Raw genomic sequence first — 15,511 nt, forward strand, 5'->3', positions numbered from 1 at the left:
AGTTATTAGTTGATAAGGAAATTAACTCCTTTTGCTTCTTCAGGAATAAATATTTTAATATTGTAATATCCTACAAAAGCAGGGATGCTCATCGGAATGCTAAAATCAGAAGCTGAATTATACTGACCTTGCTTAACAAGTACTCCTAAACTATTGAATATTTTAATTGTCAATGGCTTAGCAGTTTTTAGCTCTACTTTTATCGTCAGATTCCCATCATGAGAAGGGTTAGGAGATACGGTAATTTTTTTAAACAAAGAAGTACTTTGTAAAGCGTCGTATTCAGTTTGGCTAAGTACAGAAAGTGTTTTTGTTATTTCGCACCCCAGCTTGTTTTTGATAAGCAATTGATAAGTGCCCTGCCCGTTAAGAATGTAGGGAGCAGTATAAGTTACTGCACCCGAAGGAGCTGTAAGAGTATACTGATAAGAAGATGTATTAAGGTCCAATTCTATTGGTGTCCCCGCCCAAACATATTGGCTGTCAATATTCTGGTTAACAATGCCTTCAAGATCAAAAGTCCTTACAATATCTGGGTAACCGTTTCTATGAATACTAAGCTGATAATTATCAGGAGCAAGATTGCTGAATAAAACAGGATTAGAGCTCGCGGAAGCAGTATTCACCACCGTTTGATTGGTAGTTATACTTTTTAAGCTATAGGTAAATGGAAAAATATTTTCCGGGACGGAGATTTTTACGATACCGTTCTGTAGTTCACTACAAGTACTTGTAAGCTGTACAAGTATATCACTTTGTGAATCCTGTAAATTAAAGGTAAAATAATCAATCCCATCAAGATCATTATCCCAAGCAGCATCTTTAAAAACATATAATGAATCATTCAGTTTCTCTCCCAGAATATCTGCAGAAATATCATTTTGATAGTTGCTTTCATTGGTAAAAATCCGCAATTTTATTTTATCATTCTGTTGCAATCCGGTAAGACTAAGATAGAGGTGAGTCTTCATAGGAATTGATCCTGTATTTTTCACCTGTGCTTTCCACATTCTCATCATATCTCTTTTAGGATGTGCAGAGATAAGATCTGCTTCTTTGAAAGTTAAAGCTTGGTTATTATCCCCCCACAAGAGAAAGCTACCTTGACTAATACTGCTATTATTTTGATTATTAATTACTTGTAATTGCCCTAAAGAAATTATAATATGCTTGTCTTCAGCATTTGCAGATTGTTTTTGATACAATCCGAATAAGTCATCCCTACCTATACCGGTAATCCTAAAGTTGTAGTTTTTATTTTTTTTAGAATCCCAAATAATTTGATTTCCAGAAGAAATATAATTTTTCTCAGATATGTCATTAATGGTAATCCCATATTTTATTGAAAGGTAAGTTTCAATTTTTTGCTTGTCTATTACAGATAGGTTCGTGTTAAAAACAAGGATTTCAGGAATTAAAAGGGAATTATCAGTTCTCTTATTTAAAAAGACAATAGGATTAATTTTATGATTATTGTCATTTTTGGTAAAGGTTAATATTTTTGAACCAGCTTGAGGGCGGTTAATTCTTAATGAATCATTAAAGTCATCAATCCCGATACTACTGATAATAGTACTTCCTATTTTACCATAAATTTTCTTTTCATTTCCTCCAAATTGATTACTGACAATAAATAAAGAGGGCTGGTTTAGGCCTGTATCTAATTTTTTAAAAAAAGAGCCGGTTACAGGATCTTTAATTAAATGAAAATTCATTAACTTATTAGTGAGGGTATCACTGGATAAAATACTGTCTTTTACATTATTCTTTCTAAAGGTAAGGCCCGAAACTCCACCGAAAATGGTGGTTTGTGAGAATAGAAAAGAATAACAGCAAAATATAAATATGAACGTATATGCTTTACTCATATTGAATTAGGGTATAAAATAATTATTAGGAGAAGTATTAGTTGGGAACTTACAGATTAGTGTATAATCAGAAAGTGAAATAGGTATTTTTTTTCATAGTGTGTTTTTTAGGTGTTTAAAATATTATATTGTTGTTTTTTATGTTTAGAAAATTTGTGATTATATTTTATATTTTAACATATTTTATGATTTTCAAAAGTATAAAAAAATATTACATCTATTGAAAAAAAAATATTTTTTATCCATAAATAATTAAAAATTAATTTTAAAATTCAAATTTTATTAATGATTAGTTCGTCGAAAAACCAGGAAATACGCCTAAATAAAAGAATCTATTCGCTCAATTTTAACATGGATTTATATATTGACTGATGGATCAATTTCAGATTATGGTGTAAAAAATACAGACAAAATATCTCATCAATACCATTAAACTCAAGGTCTGCCCGGGAAATAAATTATCTTTGTTACAGACTAAATTTTTGTCAATTATGAAGTTAGAATTATATCAAATAGATGCTTTTACAGAAGAGGTTTTCTATGGAAATCCTGCATGTGTTGTTCCATTAAAAAACTGGTTACCCGATGAGATACTTTTAAAAATAGCCCGCGAAAATGCTGTCGCAGAAACAGCTTTCTTTATCGACAATGGCAGTACCATACATCTGAGATGGTTTACCCCGGAAATAGAAATGGACTTGTGCGGGCACGCTACTCTTGCCACAGCTCATTGTCTGGTTTCCATCTTAAATTATCAAAGCAGCAGGATGGTTTTTCAAACCAAAAGCGGTGAATTAACAGTTGAAGTAAAAAATGGGGTTTATTATATGGATTTCCCGTCAAGAATGCCTGAAGCGTCTGCTCTTCCGGACATGATAGCCCAATCCCTCAATATACAGCCTAAGGAAGTCTTCCAATCAAGAGATTATGTTCTGGTATATGAGTCTGAGGAAGATATAAAAAAGATCAGAATTGAAAGATCCGTTTTTGACCTTATCAATCTGGACCCTGGAGGAGTTATTGTAACAGCAGCCGGTACTGACAGTGATTTTGTTTCAAGATATTTTACACCGCAATCATCAATTCTTGAAGATCCGGTAACCGGCTCTGCCCACTGCTCGCTTATTCCATTCTGGTCATCAAGACTAGGAAAAGATAAGCTTTTCGCCCGCCAGCTATCGGAAAGAGGCGGCCAGCTTTATTGTGAAAACAAAAATGAAAGAGTGATTGTGGCAGGTAAAGCCAGAACTTATTCTGAGGGACATTTATGGATAGAATAATGATATTCTGATCAGACTGAAAGCCAAATGGCGCCGTATGTTTAAAAAACGGCGCCATTTTTAATGGTAATCAGTCAAGATTTATATTTCTCGCTGTATTTTAAATTAGAAATCTTATTTCTTTAATTCTGCAATCGCGTCTGAAATTCCACCACCGGCAATTTCAAAGAAAGACGGACCGGCTAAAAGGTATACTTTTTCCAATTTTTTTGTTTTGGACAGATTGTGCTCTTTCAGATAGGTTTCAGAACGGTTTGCACTGACAATACCTTTCACTACATTTCCTGCAACCAAAGCCGTTGGAGAATCTATTCCCGCATCTTTCAAATCGCTTGCAAATGCAAAATTGGTCACCCCCATTCTCATAGCTTCCCGGGTGGCAACTTCTGCTACTGAAGTCATCAGTTCCGGAGTGAATTTGTTTCTGTCGCCTAAACCTATGAGCAATAATTTTTTCGCAGACATAGAACCTGCAGGAGGTGTTATTAAAAGGGTTTCCAGAGAATGTCCTTTAAACTGTCCCGACTGTCTGATTTTTGTAAATTCGCCTTTCAGAGCTTCGTCCAAATGTACCAATCCGTTCAGGTTTGCAGGTAAAGCCTGTGCACTGTGGATATCGTTATCGGTATATTCAAAAACACAGGCAACCTGAAGTTCGGCATTGGCAGATGATGGCCCCTGAACCAAACCTATCATTGAAATTCCGTCCACTGAGCCCCAGTTTTTGGATGTTCCTACGGCTGTTGTTTTTGCTGATGAGTTGGCTGCAGTTGTAGTTGTTTGAGCAAATGCCAGAGTTGAAAATGTTAATCCGGCAATTAATAATGATTTGCCAAGGATATTTGTAATTTTATTTTTCATAATGATTTATTTTTAAGTTAATATTTGTCTAATTATTTATTGTTGTTTTACTGTGTATCAAAGGTAGGTTTAGAAATAAATTTCAGCATTGATGTGGGATAATTAAATACAAAGGGTTCAGACAATTTTACCATTCGATTTTGTATCAGTCGTACCAAATTCGTCTTATCTGTGTTAATCTAAAATTTAAAAACGATTCTTGAATTGATGAATAATCCGTCCTTGTCATCTTCAATAATATCATCTACGAATTCACCGGTTTTGAAATACTGAATTCCAGTATTGAAAGTAAAAAATTTATTGATCTTATAATTAAAGCTTCCTAAAAAAGCAGTTCCTATATATCGTTTTTTGGAATTCATTGAAGTCAGGTTCAGAGAACCACTTGGCCTGTAAACACCGTCCTGGGTAGAATATCTCCAGTTGAAAACCACGTCTGCCTGAACCGTTATTTTACTGCTCAAATCTACCGTTGCATAAGGATGAATATCAATCAGATTCACAGGCCCGATTTGCGGATTGAACCCGAAATACCCACCTTTCGGATAGAGCGGATTGAAAGTTCCCAGTTTCCCGTCACCTTTGTTTCTGTCTCCAGAAATATAATCATTGCGAAGATTGATCGTAGGTTTTCCTTTTACATTTTCAAACAGATAACCTATATCTGCAGAAGCCGTCCATGCACTGATTATTCCTTTATTGAAGTTCCCGAACTGATAAGCAGCTTCAAAGTTATAAATAAAACCGCCGCCATATTTCCAGAATCTTCCGCCTAATGTATGTCTTGTCTCGTCTCCGGTTCCGTCCTCAAAGCGAGAGTCTTTCCGATGAATTCCAAGATAATAGAATTCCAAATTTCCGCTTTTCGGAAGAATCAGGGTGTTGTAACTTCCCCAAAGATTAATAGATTTTGAAAGCTTATTATCAAACGCTCCGGTATTGATTTCGCTCGCCATCATCACAAAAGCATCCGATTTAAAGTTTCCTTTTTGATACATCATTTTTAATCCATCAAAGTATAACCTCAGGTTCGGGCCTTCCCTTACAGAAATCAATCTTCCGCTTCCGTAGTCCAGCTCCTGTCTTCCTGCGCGAACGGTTAGTTTTTCTTTTTCATTTTTAACTGCATCCACGTCTATAAAAAGGTTCTGAACATTCAGATGATCTTCATCTATAGGTCTTGGTCCATTCTTTCTCCCGTTTTCCCACGCACTTCTCAACTGTCCGAAAACCCTTACTCTTGAGCCTAAATGCAAATCTGCATGAACATTGTATCTCTGGATAAAAAACGGGTTGCTTCCTATTCCCAGCCTTCCCCAGTCTTCGTTATTGAATTCCACAAACTCTGCTCTTGCTTCTCCGCCTAATGATAAATAGGTATTGTTGCTTTTTTCGGAAAGGGGAATGTATTTTATGGAATTGTAAAAAGTGTCTGCAGAATCTTTGTACGTGGAATAATTTTCATCAAACCTCATTAGCTTAAATTGTGCAGAAACAATTGTTGGCAGGATGATTTGGACAATCAATAATATCTTAATCAGCTTTTTCATTTTAAATTTTTCTTAAATAATTATCGACTGAATATTTTCCCGGACCCACAAAAAGCAGGAACAAATAACACAGGCTGTACATAAAAGGGGTATCTTTTACCAGTAAAGCATCGTTCCAGTGAAGAATAAAATAGCCTGTGAGAGTTACTGCCAAAATCGGAAGAACTGCTACTCTTGTGAACAATCCGAAGATGACAAAAACAGGAAACACCAGGTTGGCTGCATCTGCAAAAAGACTATTGAATCCTTCGGGCAAGTGTAAAGGATTGGGAATCTGTTCTGCCGTAGCAACGCCTACACCAAGCTTTTTCAGTCCGTGTGCTGTTATTAGTTCAATTGACAATAAAATTCTGAATGCCAATAAGGCAATGTGTATTAATTTTCCTTCAAGGCCGGTATTGGTGATAATCTGAATGAGCTTTTTCATAGTTGTAAGTTTGAAATGACTTGATGATGAATTTTTTTTAAACCACCCCGTCAAAAATTCTTTGAATTTTCGCCACCCCTCCAAAGGAGGGGAATCTTTGTGCGAAGTAGCTTTTAGTTTTAATTATTTCGTTTGATATCCTCCGTAATATTTTACCGGAGACCATTCCGGGATGACAGGCAGTGAAGCCGGAGCAACATTTTTATAGGTATCGTCGCCGTACACCACTTTTCCGTCAACGATGGTTAGTTTTGAAGTAATATCTTTTATTTCTTCTTCACTGACACTGAAATAATCTCTATCCAAAATCGTAAGGTCTGCGAAATATCCTTTTTTGATTTTTCCTTTTTCATTATCTTTTATCAGTTCATATCCTCCGAAAGTGGAAAGGGATAAAGCTGTTTTTCTGTCCAAAACGTTTTCTTTTGCCATTACCTGGGTTCCGCCCAGTGTTTTTCCTGTAGTAATCCAGTATAAGGCAACCCAGGGATTATAACTTGCGACTCTCGTTCCGTCTGTTCCCAATCCCACAGGAATTTCCATCTCCAGCATTTTCTTTACCGGTGGAGAAGCCAGTGCTGCTTTTTTCCCGTAGCGATGGATGAAGCTTTCGCCCTGATACGCCATTCTGTGCTGTATGGCAATTCCGCCGCCTAAAGCTTTGATTCGTTTCATATTATCTTCAGAAACGGTTTCTGCATGGTCGATGAACCAAACCAATCCGTTCAATGGTGTTTCTTGATTCACTTCTTCAATGACATTCAGGAATCTTGTGATGCTTTCATTGTAGGTGGCGTGAATTCTGAACGGCCATCTTTTTTTTACCAGAAGACTTACCACTTCTTTCATATTTTTCTCCATTGTTGCGGGCAGTTCAGGCCTTGGGAAAAGGAAGTTTTCAAAATCGGCACCATCTGAAACCAGGTTCTCCCCTCCTCCATTTACGTGATAATCAATTTCATTATGGCCGTTATGACCGTGGTCATCGATCTCTACCATTCCTGTCCATTTTGTGTAATCGGCAAGTTCGGAACCTTTTTTCTGAGCGAACAAGTAATAAGGTAACCGAACCGTAATTTTTCCATGTTTGTTCAATGCATCCGTTGTTCCGTAATCGTCAGGGAAATTCTGGAAACCTCCGCCCGCATCCATTACAGCAGTCACCCCAAGACGGTTTAATTCGGTCATATACTGCAGTGTGGAATTTTCTTTCTCAGCTTCTGTCAGCTCAGGCAATTTTGCTAAAGTTGAATACAGGATGAAGGCATTCGGCTCTGCAACTAGTAAACCCGTCGGGTCACCGTTGCTGTCTTTTTCAATTAAACCCTGTGCCGGATTGGGTGTGTCACCGTTGATCTTTAATTCTTTTAAACCTGCTTTATTCAGCCAGGCTTTTCCGTAGAGATACATGACGAAGGCCGGAACATCACCTGTCGCTTCGTTGATTTCTGCCAAAGTCGGCAGTCTTTTTTCTTCAAACTGATATTCGTTCCAGCCACCAATTATTCTTACCCATTGCCCTTTTGGTGTTCTCTGAGCCTGCTCTTTCAGCATTTCCAGAGCTCTTTTCAAAGTTTTCACACCGTCCCAGCGAAGCTCGGTATTGTAAAATCTTCCACCGCGGATGACGTGCAAATGACTGTCAAATAATCCGGGAATCACTCTGTTTCCTCTAGCATCAATCATTTTTGTATTGCCACCTTTTAATTTTAAGATTTGGACATTTGTTCCCGTCTGGAGAATTTTATGGTCTTTGATGGCAATTGCCTGAACTTCCTGATTTTTATCATCCATCGTTGTGATTTTTCCGTTGGTCACGATTAAATCGGCTTTCTGGGCATTGAGCAGTCCTGCACCTAAGATGAATGAGAATAGAATTTTATGTAATGGTTTCATAATTTACTTTTTAATGGTTTGAAGAAAAGGCAGGCTGTTTTTTCAACCTGCCATTGTTGAAAGTTGATTAATGCTTAAGCATATCCTGAGCATACTGGATTCCCAATCCATAAGCACCACCATATTTTTTCATTAAATCGTTAACCGGTTTGTAGGTTTCTTTTCTGGACCAGTCTCTCTGTAATTCAAGAACATACTGAACAGCGGTAATAGGATGTATCCCAGCCTGAACCATTCTTGTAACTGCCTGGTCGTGAGCTTCTTTTGAAATATCACCTGAAGCGTCTGTGATAACATATACTTCATACCCTTCATCGATAGCAGATAAAGCAGGGCCTACCACACAAACACTTGTCCAAAGGCCTGCAATAACCAGTTTCTTTTTGTTTTTGCCTGTGATGGCTTTGTGAGCGTTAAGGTCTTCCCAGGTGTTCATTGTGGTTCTGTCCAGATATCCACTTGTTGCTTCAGGATACACTTCAGAAATTTCAGGGAAAACAGGTCCTGCGAAAGATTTTTCTGCAACTGTCGTTACCACTGTCGGAATATTAAAGATTTTTGAACCTCCGGAAACCAAAGCTACATTGTTTCTCAATTCTTCCATGCTGATGCTTTTTGTGGCGAATGCCATCTGCCCTTCGTGGTCAATTAAAACCAAAGCATGGTTAGTTGGATCCAACATTAATTTTCCAGGTTTCTGAGCGAATGCTGTTACTGATAATACTGCTGTTGCGAATGTTAAGATTAACTTTTTCATAATGTTTAATTTTTAAGTGTTGCTTATTAATAATGTTGTTCTAAATTTTAAAATCTTACTTGGTATTTGTTTGATTTTGATATGACAAATTTAGGGCGCTTAGAAGGCCTTCACATTTAACTAGTTTAATAAATTAATTTTTATAAAAAAAAGTTAGACTATTTTTTATAGCATTCTATTTCCAGGTTATTATTATCAATTTTAAAACACAATATAATTAATATAAAATATTAAATAACAATACATTAAAAGTTAATAATAAAAATAATTAACAGTAAAATCCAGACAAAAAAAGAGGCTTGAATTTTTTAATCCAAGCCTATTTTGCATAAATATATCACTCTATAATGAATGAGTGTTTAATTTTTTTATTGTCAAAAAATCATCGGTTTCTGAAGTAATATTTATCTTTTCAGAGGTTAATGTTATGACAAATTTATGATAATCAATTTTACCGGACATTTAACCAGATTAATTAATCAGTCTGGAACGGTAAAACCACTTTATCGCATCAGGCGCCAGCCTCTTTATCAGTAAAAAGCTGAACTCCGTTCCTCTTTTCAATTAACTGAAGCGGATACATCTCGGGATTGTATTCTCCGTTCAAAACTTCATTCAAAGCATGTTTTTTAGAGGTCCCGAATGTAATAATCAGGATATTCTCAGCTTTATTGATAACGGGAGCAGTCAGTGTAATCCTGAACATTTCCTGGGGTTTCAGGTAATAGGCATCCACCCATTTTTCCTTTTCGTGCAGGATTTTTTCACCCGGAAACAAAGAAGCCGTGTGGCCGTCGTCACCCATTCCTAAAAGGATAAAATCGAAAATGCCATCAGCTCCCAAAACATTTCGGATCTGCGCTTCGTATTCTTCAGCATAATCTCCGGGTTCGATTCCGTCTTTATACATCGGGAAAATGTGATCTTTATTAACAGGAACCTTATCAAGAAGCGTTTCGGAAGTCATTTTTGCATTACTTTTTTCATCATCAAGGGAAACCCATCTCTCATCAACCCAAAAGAAATAGACTTTATTCCATTCTATCTTTTCTGCATATTCCTGAGTTGCCAGCAGGCTGAAAATGGCCTTAGGAGAAGAACCACCGCTTAAAGCAACCACAAATTTGTCATGTTTCCGGATAGATTTTTCGGAAAGCTCAACAAAGGTATCTGCCGCTTTTCTATATAAGGTATCCAGATCATCAAATATTGTCATATTCATCTTTACTTTTTTTATTTAAACCCATTGGTGGCCCTGTCTTTCTACCAGCGCATTGCTGTCCTCAGGCCCCCAGCTTCCTGCTTCATAATTTGGGAAAGAAGAATCTTTGGTTTTTTCCCAGGTTTCCTGAATGGTTTTTACCACATCCCAGGCCTCTTCTACCTGATCGGAACGCATAAACAGGGTAAGGTCACCGATAAGTGCTTCTAGTAACAAGGTTTCATAAGCTTCGGGAGTATCAGTCTGACAGGCAAAATTATCAAAAATCATTTCCACAGGCTTTAATTCTAATGAAAGGCCCGGTTTTTTTGACATAAACAGTAACCTGATATCCATTTGCGGCTGGATATTAATAATCAGCCGGTTAGCGGATAAAAGGGATGAACTTTCCGAAAATGTAGAATGCGGAAGGGGCTTAAACTGAATGGTGATATAGGAATGCTTTTCTTTCATTCTCTTACCTGTACGAACGTAGAAAGGAACATTTTCCCATCTTTCGTTATCAAGGTAGAATTTTATAGCGGCAAATGTTTCTGTATTGGAGTCGGGAGCAATTCCTTCTTCCTGGCGATAACCGTTTACCTTCACACCGTTCACTTTACCTCTTCCATACTGGCCTCTTACTGCATAATGATCTACTTTATCAGGCGAAATTCTGCGGATTGACTTTAAAACATCCACTTTACGGTCCCTGATTTCTCCAGACTCCAGTGAAACCGGTGGCTCCATAGCAACCATGCAAAGAATCTGCAAAAGATGGTTCTGGATCATGTCACGTAAAGCACCTGTCTGCTCATAAAAACTTGCTCTGGTCTCTACCCCGACTTCTTCTGCAACGGTAATCTGCACAGATTCTATATGCCTGTGATTCCACAAAGGCTCGAAGATTGAATTTCCGAATCTGAATGCTAAAATATTCTGAACGGTTTCCTTTCCTAAATAGTGATCGATACGGTAAACCTGATCCTCCTTAAAGGCTTGCGAAAGCAGATTATTTAATTCTATAGCAGACTCTTTATTATGACCAAAGGGTTTCTCAATGATAATCCGGTCTTTTTCAGGATCAGAAGCTATAGAGGTATTCTTGATATGATTGGAAATAACGGACACAAAATTCGGTGCAATGGACAGATAGAAGAGCCTGTTTCCTCTTGTCCCGTAAACTTTATCAAAATTTTCTAATTTCTGAGACAGGTTTTTATAGGAATCTTCTTCATCCAGCTGATGCTGAAAATAAGAAATGTGTGCCTGAAAACCAGCCCAATCTTCTGTGGTAACATTCTTCCTTGAAAAGCTTTTCAGATTTTCTTTAATATAATTTCTAAAGTTTTCGTCTGTATTTTCAGCTCTTCCTAAAGCCAGAATATTGAAGCCTTTTGGCATTCTGCCATCAATATATAAATTGTAAAATGCAGGAAAAAGCTTTCTTTTGGCCAGATCTCCTGTTGCACCAAAAATAACAATAGTTGTTGGGTGCAGGATTGTATTGTCGCTCATTTTCCGATTTTAGTTATTTACGTTTTGCCATGAAGTGTGAAAAACTCCCTCTCTATCCACTCTTTGGTAGGTGTGTGCTCCGAAATAATCACGCTGTGCCTGAATAAGGTTCACAGGTAAAGATTCTGTGGTATACGCGTCAAAATATCCTAAAGTGGTTTGAAGTCCTAAACTTGGAATTCTGTTTGACACCGCAAAAGCAGCTGTTTTTCTTAGAGACTTAATTTTAGATTGTACGATTTCAGAAATTTCCTGATTCAATAAAATATTAGATAATTCAGGAGTCTGGGTATAAGCTGAATAGAATTTTTCCAGCAAAACTGACCGGATTATGCATCCACCTCTCCAGATTTTGACCACATCTTTTAACGGAATTTCAAACTGGTATTCTTCAGAAGCTTTTACGAGTAATGCCAAACCTTGCGCATAACTGATTAAAGTAGCCAGGTACAAAGCATCACCCACTTCTTTGATGAATAATTCTGTATTTTCCGGGTTGATTATTTCTTCGTTAGCATATAATTGAGACGCTTTCATTCTCTCCTCTTTATATGCTGATAAAATTCTTGAAGTTACCGCAATATCAATGGTAGGAATAGAAACACCAATTTCCATTGCCTGCTCAGAAGTCCATTTTCCGGTTCCTTTTGCTCCGGCTTTGTCTAAAATTTGATCGACAAGAAAACCGTCTGCCAAATCATCTTTTTGCTTAAAAATATCTTTTGTGATTTCAATCAGGAAAGAATTCATTTCGCCTTCATTCCATTTTTTGAAAACTTCGTATAACTGATCGTTGTTCAGGTTGGCACCTTTTCTCAACAAATCGTAAGCTTCACTGATCAACTGCATGATGGCATATTCGATCCCGTTGTGAACCATTTTCACATAGTTTCCTGCGGAACCTTTACCCATATAAGCCGTGCAGGCTTCGCCGTTAACTTTGGCTGCAATTAATTCCAGCATAGGTTTTATTAAATTGAAAGCTTCAAGATCTCCACCAGGCATAATACTCGGCCCTCTTCTTGCCCCCTGTTCACCTCCGGAAACCCCCATTCCCATAAAATGCAGGTTTTTAGAAGCTAAATCAGCAATACGTCTATCTGTATCTTTGAAATAAGAATTTCCGGCATCTACCACAATATCTTTCGGACTGAGAAGCGGTGTAATATTTTCCAGAACGGCATCTACCGGCTTTCCTGCAGGAACCATTAAAATGATCTTCCTCGGACTTTCCAAAGCGGATACAAAGTCTTCCAGAGAAGCTGTTCCTTTCACCTGGGTTCCCGGAGTTGCCCCATGATGAAGCTCTTTTACTTTTTCCTCATCCAAATCGAATCCTGCTGTAGAAAAACCGTTATCGGCAATATTGTAAAGCAGGTTTCTTCCCATTACTCCGAGCCCAATGACCCCGTAATTATACTTTTCCATTCTTACTTAAGATTTATTTAATTTTTACAGTCGATAAAATTACGGAAATGCATACCAGTAAAAAAAAATATCCGTAATTTCTTTCAATTGTTATTATAGTTTTAATACATAAAAAACTGTCCTTAACTAAATATATTCAAGTTCAATTACATCATCATCGGAACTTCCATTAATAAAATCTCTGTATTTTCTGAAGTTGATTTGATGTTCAGACCGGAAATATCCCAAACTCCGAAGCCGTCTCTTGTTTCCACTTTCTGGTCTTCAATTTCCGCACTTCCTTTCAGAATGAAAGCATAAACTCCGTTTCCTTTTTTCCTGATCTGGTAATGGGTTTCGATATTATTTTCAAAATTACCCAGGTGAAACCATGCATCCTGATGAATCCAAACACCTTCATCATCAGCATTAGGAGAAAGAATCTGCTGAAATCTGTTCTGGCCTTTTGTTTTATCTAAAGTAATCTGGTCATATCTTGGGGTCACATTTCTCTTGTTCGGATATACCCAGATTTGGAGAAATTTCACCAGGCTGTCATTATTTTTATTGAATTCGCTGTGCATGATTCCGGTTCCGGCACTCATCACCTGAATGTCTCCACTCCTGATAATGGCAGAATTTCCCATACTGTCTTTGTGTTCCAGATCGCCTTCCAGCGGAATACTGATGATTTCCATATTATCATGTGGATGTGTCCCAAAGCCTCGTCCAGCTTCCACCTTATCATCATTCAGAACTCTTAAAACTCCGAAATGCATTCTTTCCGGGTTGTGATAATTGGCAAAACTGAACGTATGGTTGCTCACCAGCCAGCCGTGGTCAGCTTTTCCTCTGGAATCTGCCTTGTGAAGTACAGAATTGTCTTTAATTTTTGAATCGGTATTCGGTAAATGGTTATATCCGATAGGTTCTAACGGTTCAATTTCGTCGATCTCGTTTTTCATTGTGTTGCCCAATGAAGCGGAGGCTACAAACATTCCTGTTCCCAATAATCCTTTCTTTAAAAAATCTTTTCTGTCCATATTTGTTTTTGTTTATTCGTTTTGATGGAACAAATTTAAGATGATGGAAAATAGCATGCATTGAACTAGTTTAATAAATTCGTTTTTGTGAAAAAAAATTACATACCAATTCCTGTTCATTAAAGAGATAGATTTTTGTGAAATAAAAAGACGGGATAGTTTACACAGCGTATAAACCACCCGTCAAAAATTCTCCGAATTTTCGCCACCCCTCCGGAGGAGGGGAATTGTAGATGTATTATTTATTTTTATTGGCAAGACGTTTTCTGATCGTACTTACAAATTCTTTTGAAACTCCAAGATAGGAAGCTATATAATATTGCGCCACACGCTGCGGAATGGTAGGATATACTCTGATAAATTCCAAATAGCGGTCTGTTGCAGGCTGAGAAATGGTATTTACCAGACGATTTTGAAGCGTCACCACATAACGTTGAATCAACAATCGGAAGGCTCTCTCAAACTTCGGAACTTTCCGGAGCAATTCTTCCTTTGTTTCCGGGGTGAGCATGTAAATTTCGGTATCTTCCAGGGTTTCGATAAAAATTTTAGAAGGGATTTGATTATTAAATGAAGCAATATCGGTAATCCACCAGTCTTCAACAGCAAACAAAAGGGTTACTTCAAAGCCGTTTTCATCAAGATAATAGGTACGTACACAGCCTTCTTTGATAAAACCCTCGAACTGGCAAATCTCTCCTTCCCGAAGCAAAAGTGTTTTTTTGGGAAACTTCTGAAGGGTCAGCAAATCTTCATAAATTTTTTCTTCTTCCGGGGTTAATGTGACAAATCGCGAGATGTTTTTGATGATATTTTGAAACATAAATTTATTTTACGGCTGCAAATTAGGGAAAAGTGTGTAAACTTCGTTCTTCAGAAGCCCGCTTCCACCGCCGTAATGGTCGATTACCTTGACATCTTTGCCGATATTTTCACAAAAAATTTTGATCTCTTTTTCAAATTCCTCATCCAATCCTGAGCTCAGCAAAACAATATCTATCTCATTTTCTTTAATATAATCCTGACAAACTGTTTCATCACTCTGTATTTCTGCTTGCCAGCCGTCATTATTCTCGATAATTCTTTTTAGTGTTTCAAGAATTTCCTGATTTTTTCCAATGACTAAAAAATTTAATGTTTTCATTTTAATTGTTGTATCAAAGTTATTTTTTTAGGAGCTGATCCCGCTATTATTATACTGGGCAGTCGAAACGCTATATCTTTTGATTCTGTATTGTAAGTACCTGTTACTGGGTTAGATATCAGACGCTAGCGTTAAATTATAATTTGATGCTTAGCTTCACGGTCTTTTATCTTTTTACAAATGAATAAAAATTGAAGTTCTTTCCTTCTTTTCAAGATTTTTCGTTTTGTGACCCTTACCGGAAATGTCTTCTACCAAAAGAATTTCTCCCGTTTGAAACTGCCTGATTTCTCCCAACGAAGTTTCTATCTCGACACCGCCATCCAGTAATACAATATACTGTTTTTGTGGGGCACAATGAAAATCGTAATTATATTCCGCAGAAACTTTTCTGAGCTGTAGCTTTTTAACACTAATATCATCAGATAAAAATCCGATTTCTCCCTGATTGATTAATGGGATTTCGATATCTTCAAAGTGAGAATCGCCGTTAATGTCACTAAATATTCTTGTGATTTTCATCCTGACTTAGATTTTATCTTATGAAGCCACGAATGCA

General features: G+C 37.1%; 14 protein-coding genes. 1 reads left to right on the top strand and 13 read right to left on the bottom strand.

Annotated features, from left to right (window positions below; translation table 11 throughout):
• Positions 1-5 precede the first annotated feature (5 nt).
• On the bottom strand, positions 6-1,868 hold the full coding sequence (locus ACM40_RS06110; protein WP_131705339.1) for a hypothetical protein: 1,863 nt from the start codon (positions 1,866-1,868) through the stop codon (positions 6-8).
• Between the two features lie 491 nt (positions 1,869-2,359).
• Between ACM40_RS06110 and ACM40_RS06115 the strand changes: the two genes are divergently transcribed.
• A complete protein-coding gene (locus ACM40_RS06115) occupies positions 2,360-3,148 on the top strand; it encodes a PhzF family phenazine biosynthesis protein (RefSeq protein WP_048501952.1) in 789 nt (262 codons plus the stop codon).
• 114 nt (positions 3,149-3,262) lie between these two features.
• Here ACM40_RS06115 and ACM40_RS06120 read toward each other — a convergent pair whose 3' ends face one another.
• From ACM40_RS06120 to ACM40_RS06175, 12 genes are all read right to left on the bottom strand, one after another.
• Positions 3,263-4,009, bottom strand: coding sequence for a M17 family peptidase N-terminal domain-containing protein (locus tag ACM40_RS06120; RefSeq protein WP_048501953.1), 747 nt, complete (start codon positions 4,007-4,009; stop codon positions 3,263-3,265).
• 179 nt (positions 4,010-4,188) lie between these two features.
• Positions 4,189-5,559, bottom strand: a complete 1,371-nt coding sequence (locus tag ACM40_RS06125; RefSeq protein WP_048501954.1) for an alginate export family protein — start codon at positions 5,557-5,559, stop codon at positions 4,189-4,191.
• Position 5,560: 1 nt separating this feature from the next.
• Complete coding sequence (locus ACM40_RS06130; RefSeq protein WP_083996839.1) at positions 5,561-5,986, bottom strand: DoxX family protein; 426 nt, start codon at positions 5,984-5,986, stop codon at positions 5,561-5,563.
• A 123-nt stretch (positions 5,987-6,109) separates the two neighbouring features.
• Positions 6,110-7,882, bottom strand: coding sequence for an amidohydrolase (locus ACM40_RS06135; RefSeq protein ID WP_048501955.1), 1,773 nt, complete (start codon positions 7,880-7,882; stop codon positions 6,110-6,112).
• 67 nt (positions 7,883-7,949) lie between these two features.
• A complete protein-coding gene (locus tag ACM40_RS06140; protein WP_048501956.1) occupies positions 7,950-8,639 on the bottom strand; it encodes a hydrolase in 690 nt (229 codons plus the stop codon).
• Positions 8,640-9,150: 511 nt separating this feature from the next.
• Positions 9,151-9,861 carry a 6-phosphogluconolactonase gene (pgl, locus tag ACM40_RS06145; RefSeq protein WP_048501957.1) on the bottom strand — a complete coding sequence of 237 codons (711 nt, stop codon included), beginning with the start codon at positions 9,859-9,861 and terminating at the stop codon, positions 9,151-9,153.
• A gap of 15 nt (positions 9,862-9,876) precedes the next feature.
• Positions 9,877-11,358, bottom strand: coding sequence for a glucose-6-phosphate dehydrogenase (zwf, locus tag ACM40_RS06150; protein ID WP_048501958.1), 1,482 nt, complete (start codon positions 11,356-11,358; stop codon positions 9,877-9,879).
• 9 nt (positions 11,359-11,367) lie between these two features.
• Positions 11,368-12,786, bottom strand: coding sequence for an NADP-dependent phosphogluconate dehydrogenase (gene gndA / locus ACM40_RS06155; RefSeq protein ID WP_048501959.1), 1,419 nt, complete (start codon positions 12,784-12,786; stop codon positions 11,368-11,370).
• A gap of 146 nt (positions 12,787-12,932) precedes the next feature.
• Positions 12,933-13,808 carry a pirin family protein gene (locus ACM40_RS06160; protein ID WP_048501960.1) on the bottom strand — a complete coding sequence of 292 codons (876 nt, stop codon included), beginning with the start codon at positions 13,806-13,808 and terminating at the stop codon, positions 12,933-12,935.
• A gap of 238 nt (positions 13,809-14,046) precedes the next feature.
• Positions 14,047-14,631: a Crp/Fnr family transcriptional regulator gene (locus ACM40_RS06165; RefSeq protein WP_048501961.1), complete on the bottom strand. Its 585-nt coding sequence runs from the start codon at positions 14,629-14,631 to the stop codon at positions 14,047-14,049.
• 9 nt (positions 14,632-14,640) lie between these two features.
• Positions 14,641-14,952: a hypothetical protein gene (locus ACM40_RS06170; protein ID WP_048501962.1), complete on the bottom strand. Its 312-nt coding sequence runs from the start codon at positions 14,950-14,952 to the stop codon at positions 14,641-14,643.
• Between the two features lie 174 nt (positions 14,953-15,126).
• Complete coding sequence (locus ACM40_RS06175) at positions 15,127-15,474, bottom strand: hypothetical protein (protein ID WP_048501963.1); 348 nt, start codon at positions 15,472-15,474, stop codon at positions 15,127-15,129.
• Positions 15,475-15,511: the final 37 nt, after the last annotated feature.

It is taken from the genome of Chryseobacterium sp. BLS98 (assembly GCF_001045445.1).
Lineage (GTDB): Bacteria > Bacteroidota > Bacteroidia > Flavobacteriales > Weeksellaceae > Chryseobacterium.

What these genes read in the sequence shown, in the direction of transcription:
- ACM40_RS06110 (WP_131705339.1), bottom strand. Translation starts at nt 1,868, where the DNA reads ATGAGTAAAGCATATACGTTCATATTTATATTTTGCTGTTATTCTTTT.
- ACM40_RS06115 (WP_048501952.1), top strand. Translation starts at nt 2,360, where the DNA reads ATGAAGTTAGAATTATATCAAATAGATGCTTTTACAGAAGAGGTTTTC.
- ACM40_RS06120 (WP_048501953.1), bottom strand. Translation starts at nt 4,009, where the DNA reads ATGAAAAATAAAATTACAAATATCCTTGGCAAATCATTATTAATTGCC.
- ACM40_RS06125 (WP_048501954.1), bottom strand. Translation starts at nt 5,559, where the DNA reads ATGAAAAAGCTGATTAAGATATTATTGATTGTCCAAATCATCCTGCCA.
- ACM40_RS06130 (WP_083996839.1), bottom strand. Translation starts at nt 5,986, where the DNA reads ATGAAAAAGCTCATTCAGATTATCACCAATACCGGCCTTGAAGGAAAA.
- ACM40_RS06135 (WP_048501955.1), bottom strand. Translation starts at nt 7,882, where the DNA reads ATGAAACCATTACATAAAATTCTATTCTCATTCATCTTAGGTGCAGGA.
- ACM40_RS06140 (WP_048501956.1), bottom strand. Translation starts at nt 8,639, where the DNA reads ATGAAAAAGTTAATCTTAACATTCGCAACAGCAGTATTATCAGTAACA.
- pgl (WP_048501957.1), bottom strand. Translation starts at nt 9,861, where the DNA reads ATGAATATGACAATATTTGATGATCTGGATACCTTATATAGAAAAGCG.
- zwf (WP_048501958.1), bottom strand. Translation starts at nt 11,358, where the DNA reads ATGAGCGACAATACAATCCTGCACCCAACAACTATTGTTATTTTTGGT.
- gndA (WP_048501959.1), bottom strand. Translation starts at nt 12,786, where the DNA reads ATGGAAAAGTATAATTACGGGGTCATTGGGCTCGGAGTAATGGGAAGA.
- ACM40_RS06160 (WP_048501960.1), bottom strand. Translation starts at nt 13,808, where the DNA reads ATGGACAGAAAAGATTTTTTAAAGAAAGGATTATTGGGAACAGGAATG.
- ACM40_RS06165 (WP_048501961.1), bottom strand. Translation starts at nt 14,631, where the DNA reads ATGTTTCAAAATATCATCAAAAACATCTCGCGATTTGTCACATTAACC.
- ACM40_RS06170 (WP_048501962.1), bottom strand. Translation starts at nt 14,952, where the DNA reads ATGAAAACATTAAATTTTTTAGTCATTGGAAAAAATCAGGAAATTCTT.
- ACM40_RS06175 (WP_048501963.1), bottom strand. Translation starts at nt 15,474, where the DNA reads ATGAAAATCACAAGAATATTTAGTGACATTAACGGCGATTCTCACTTT.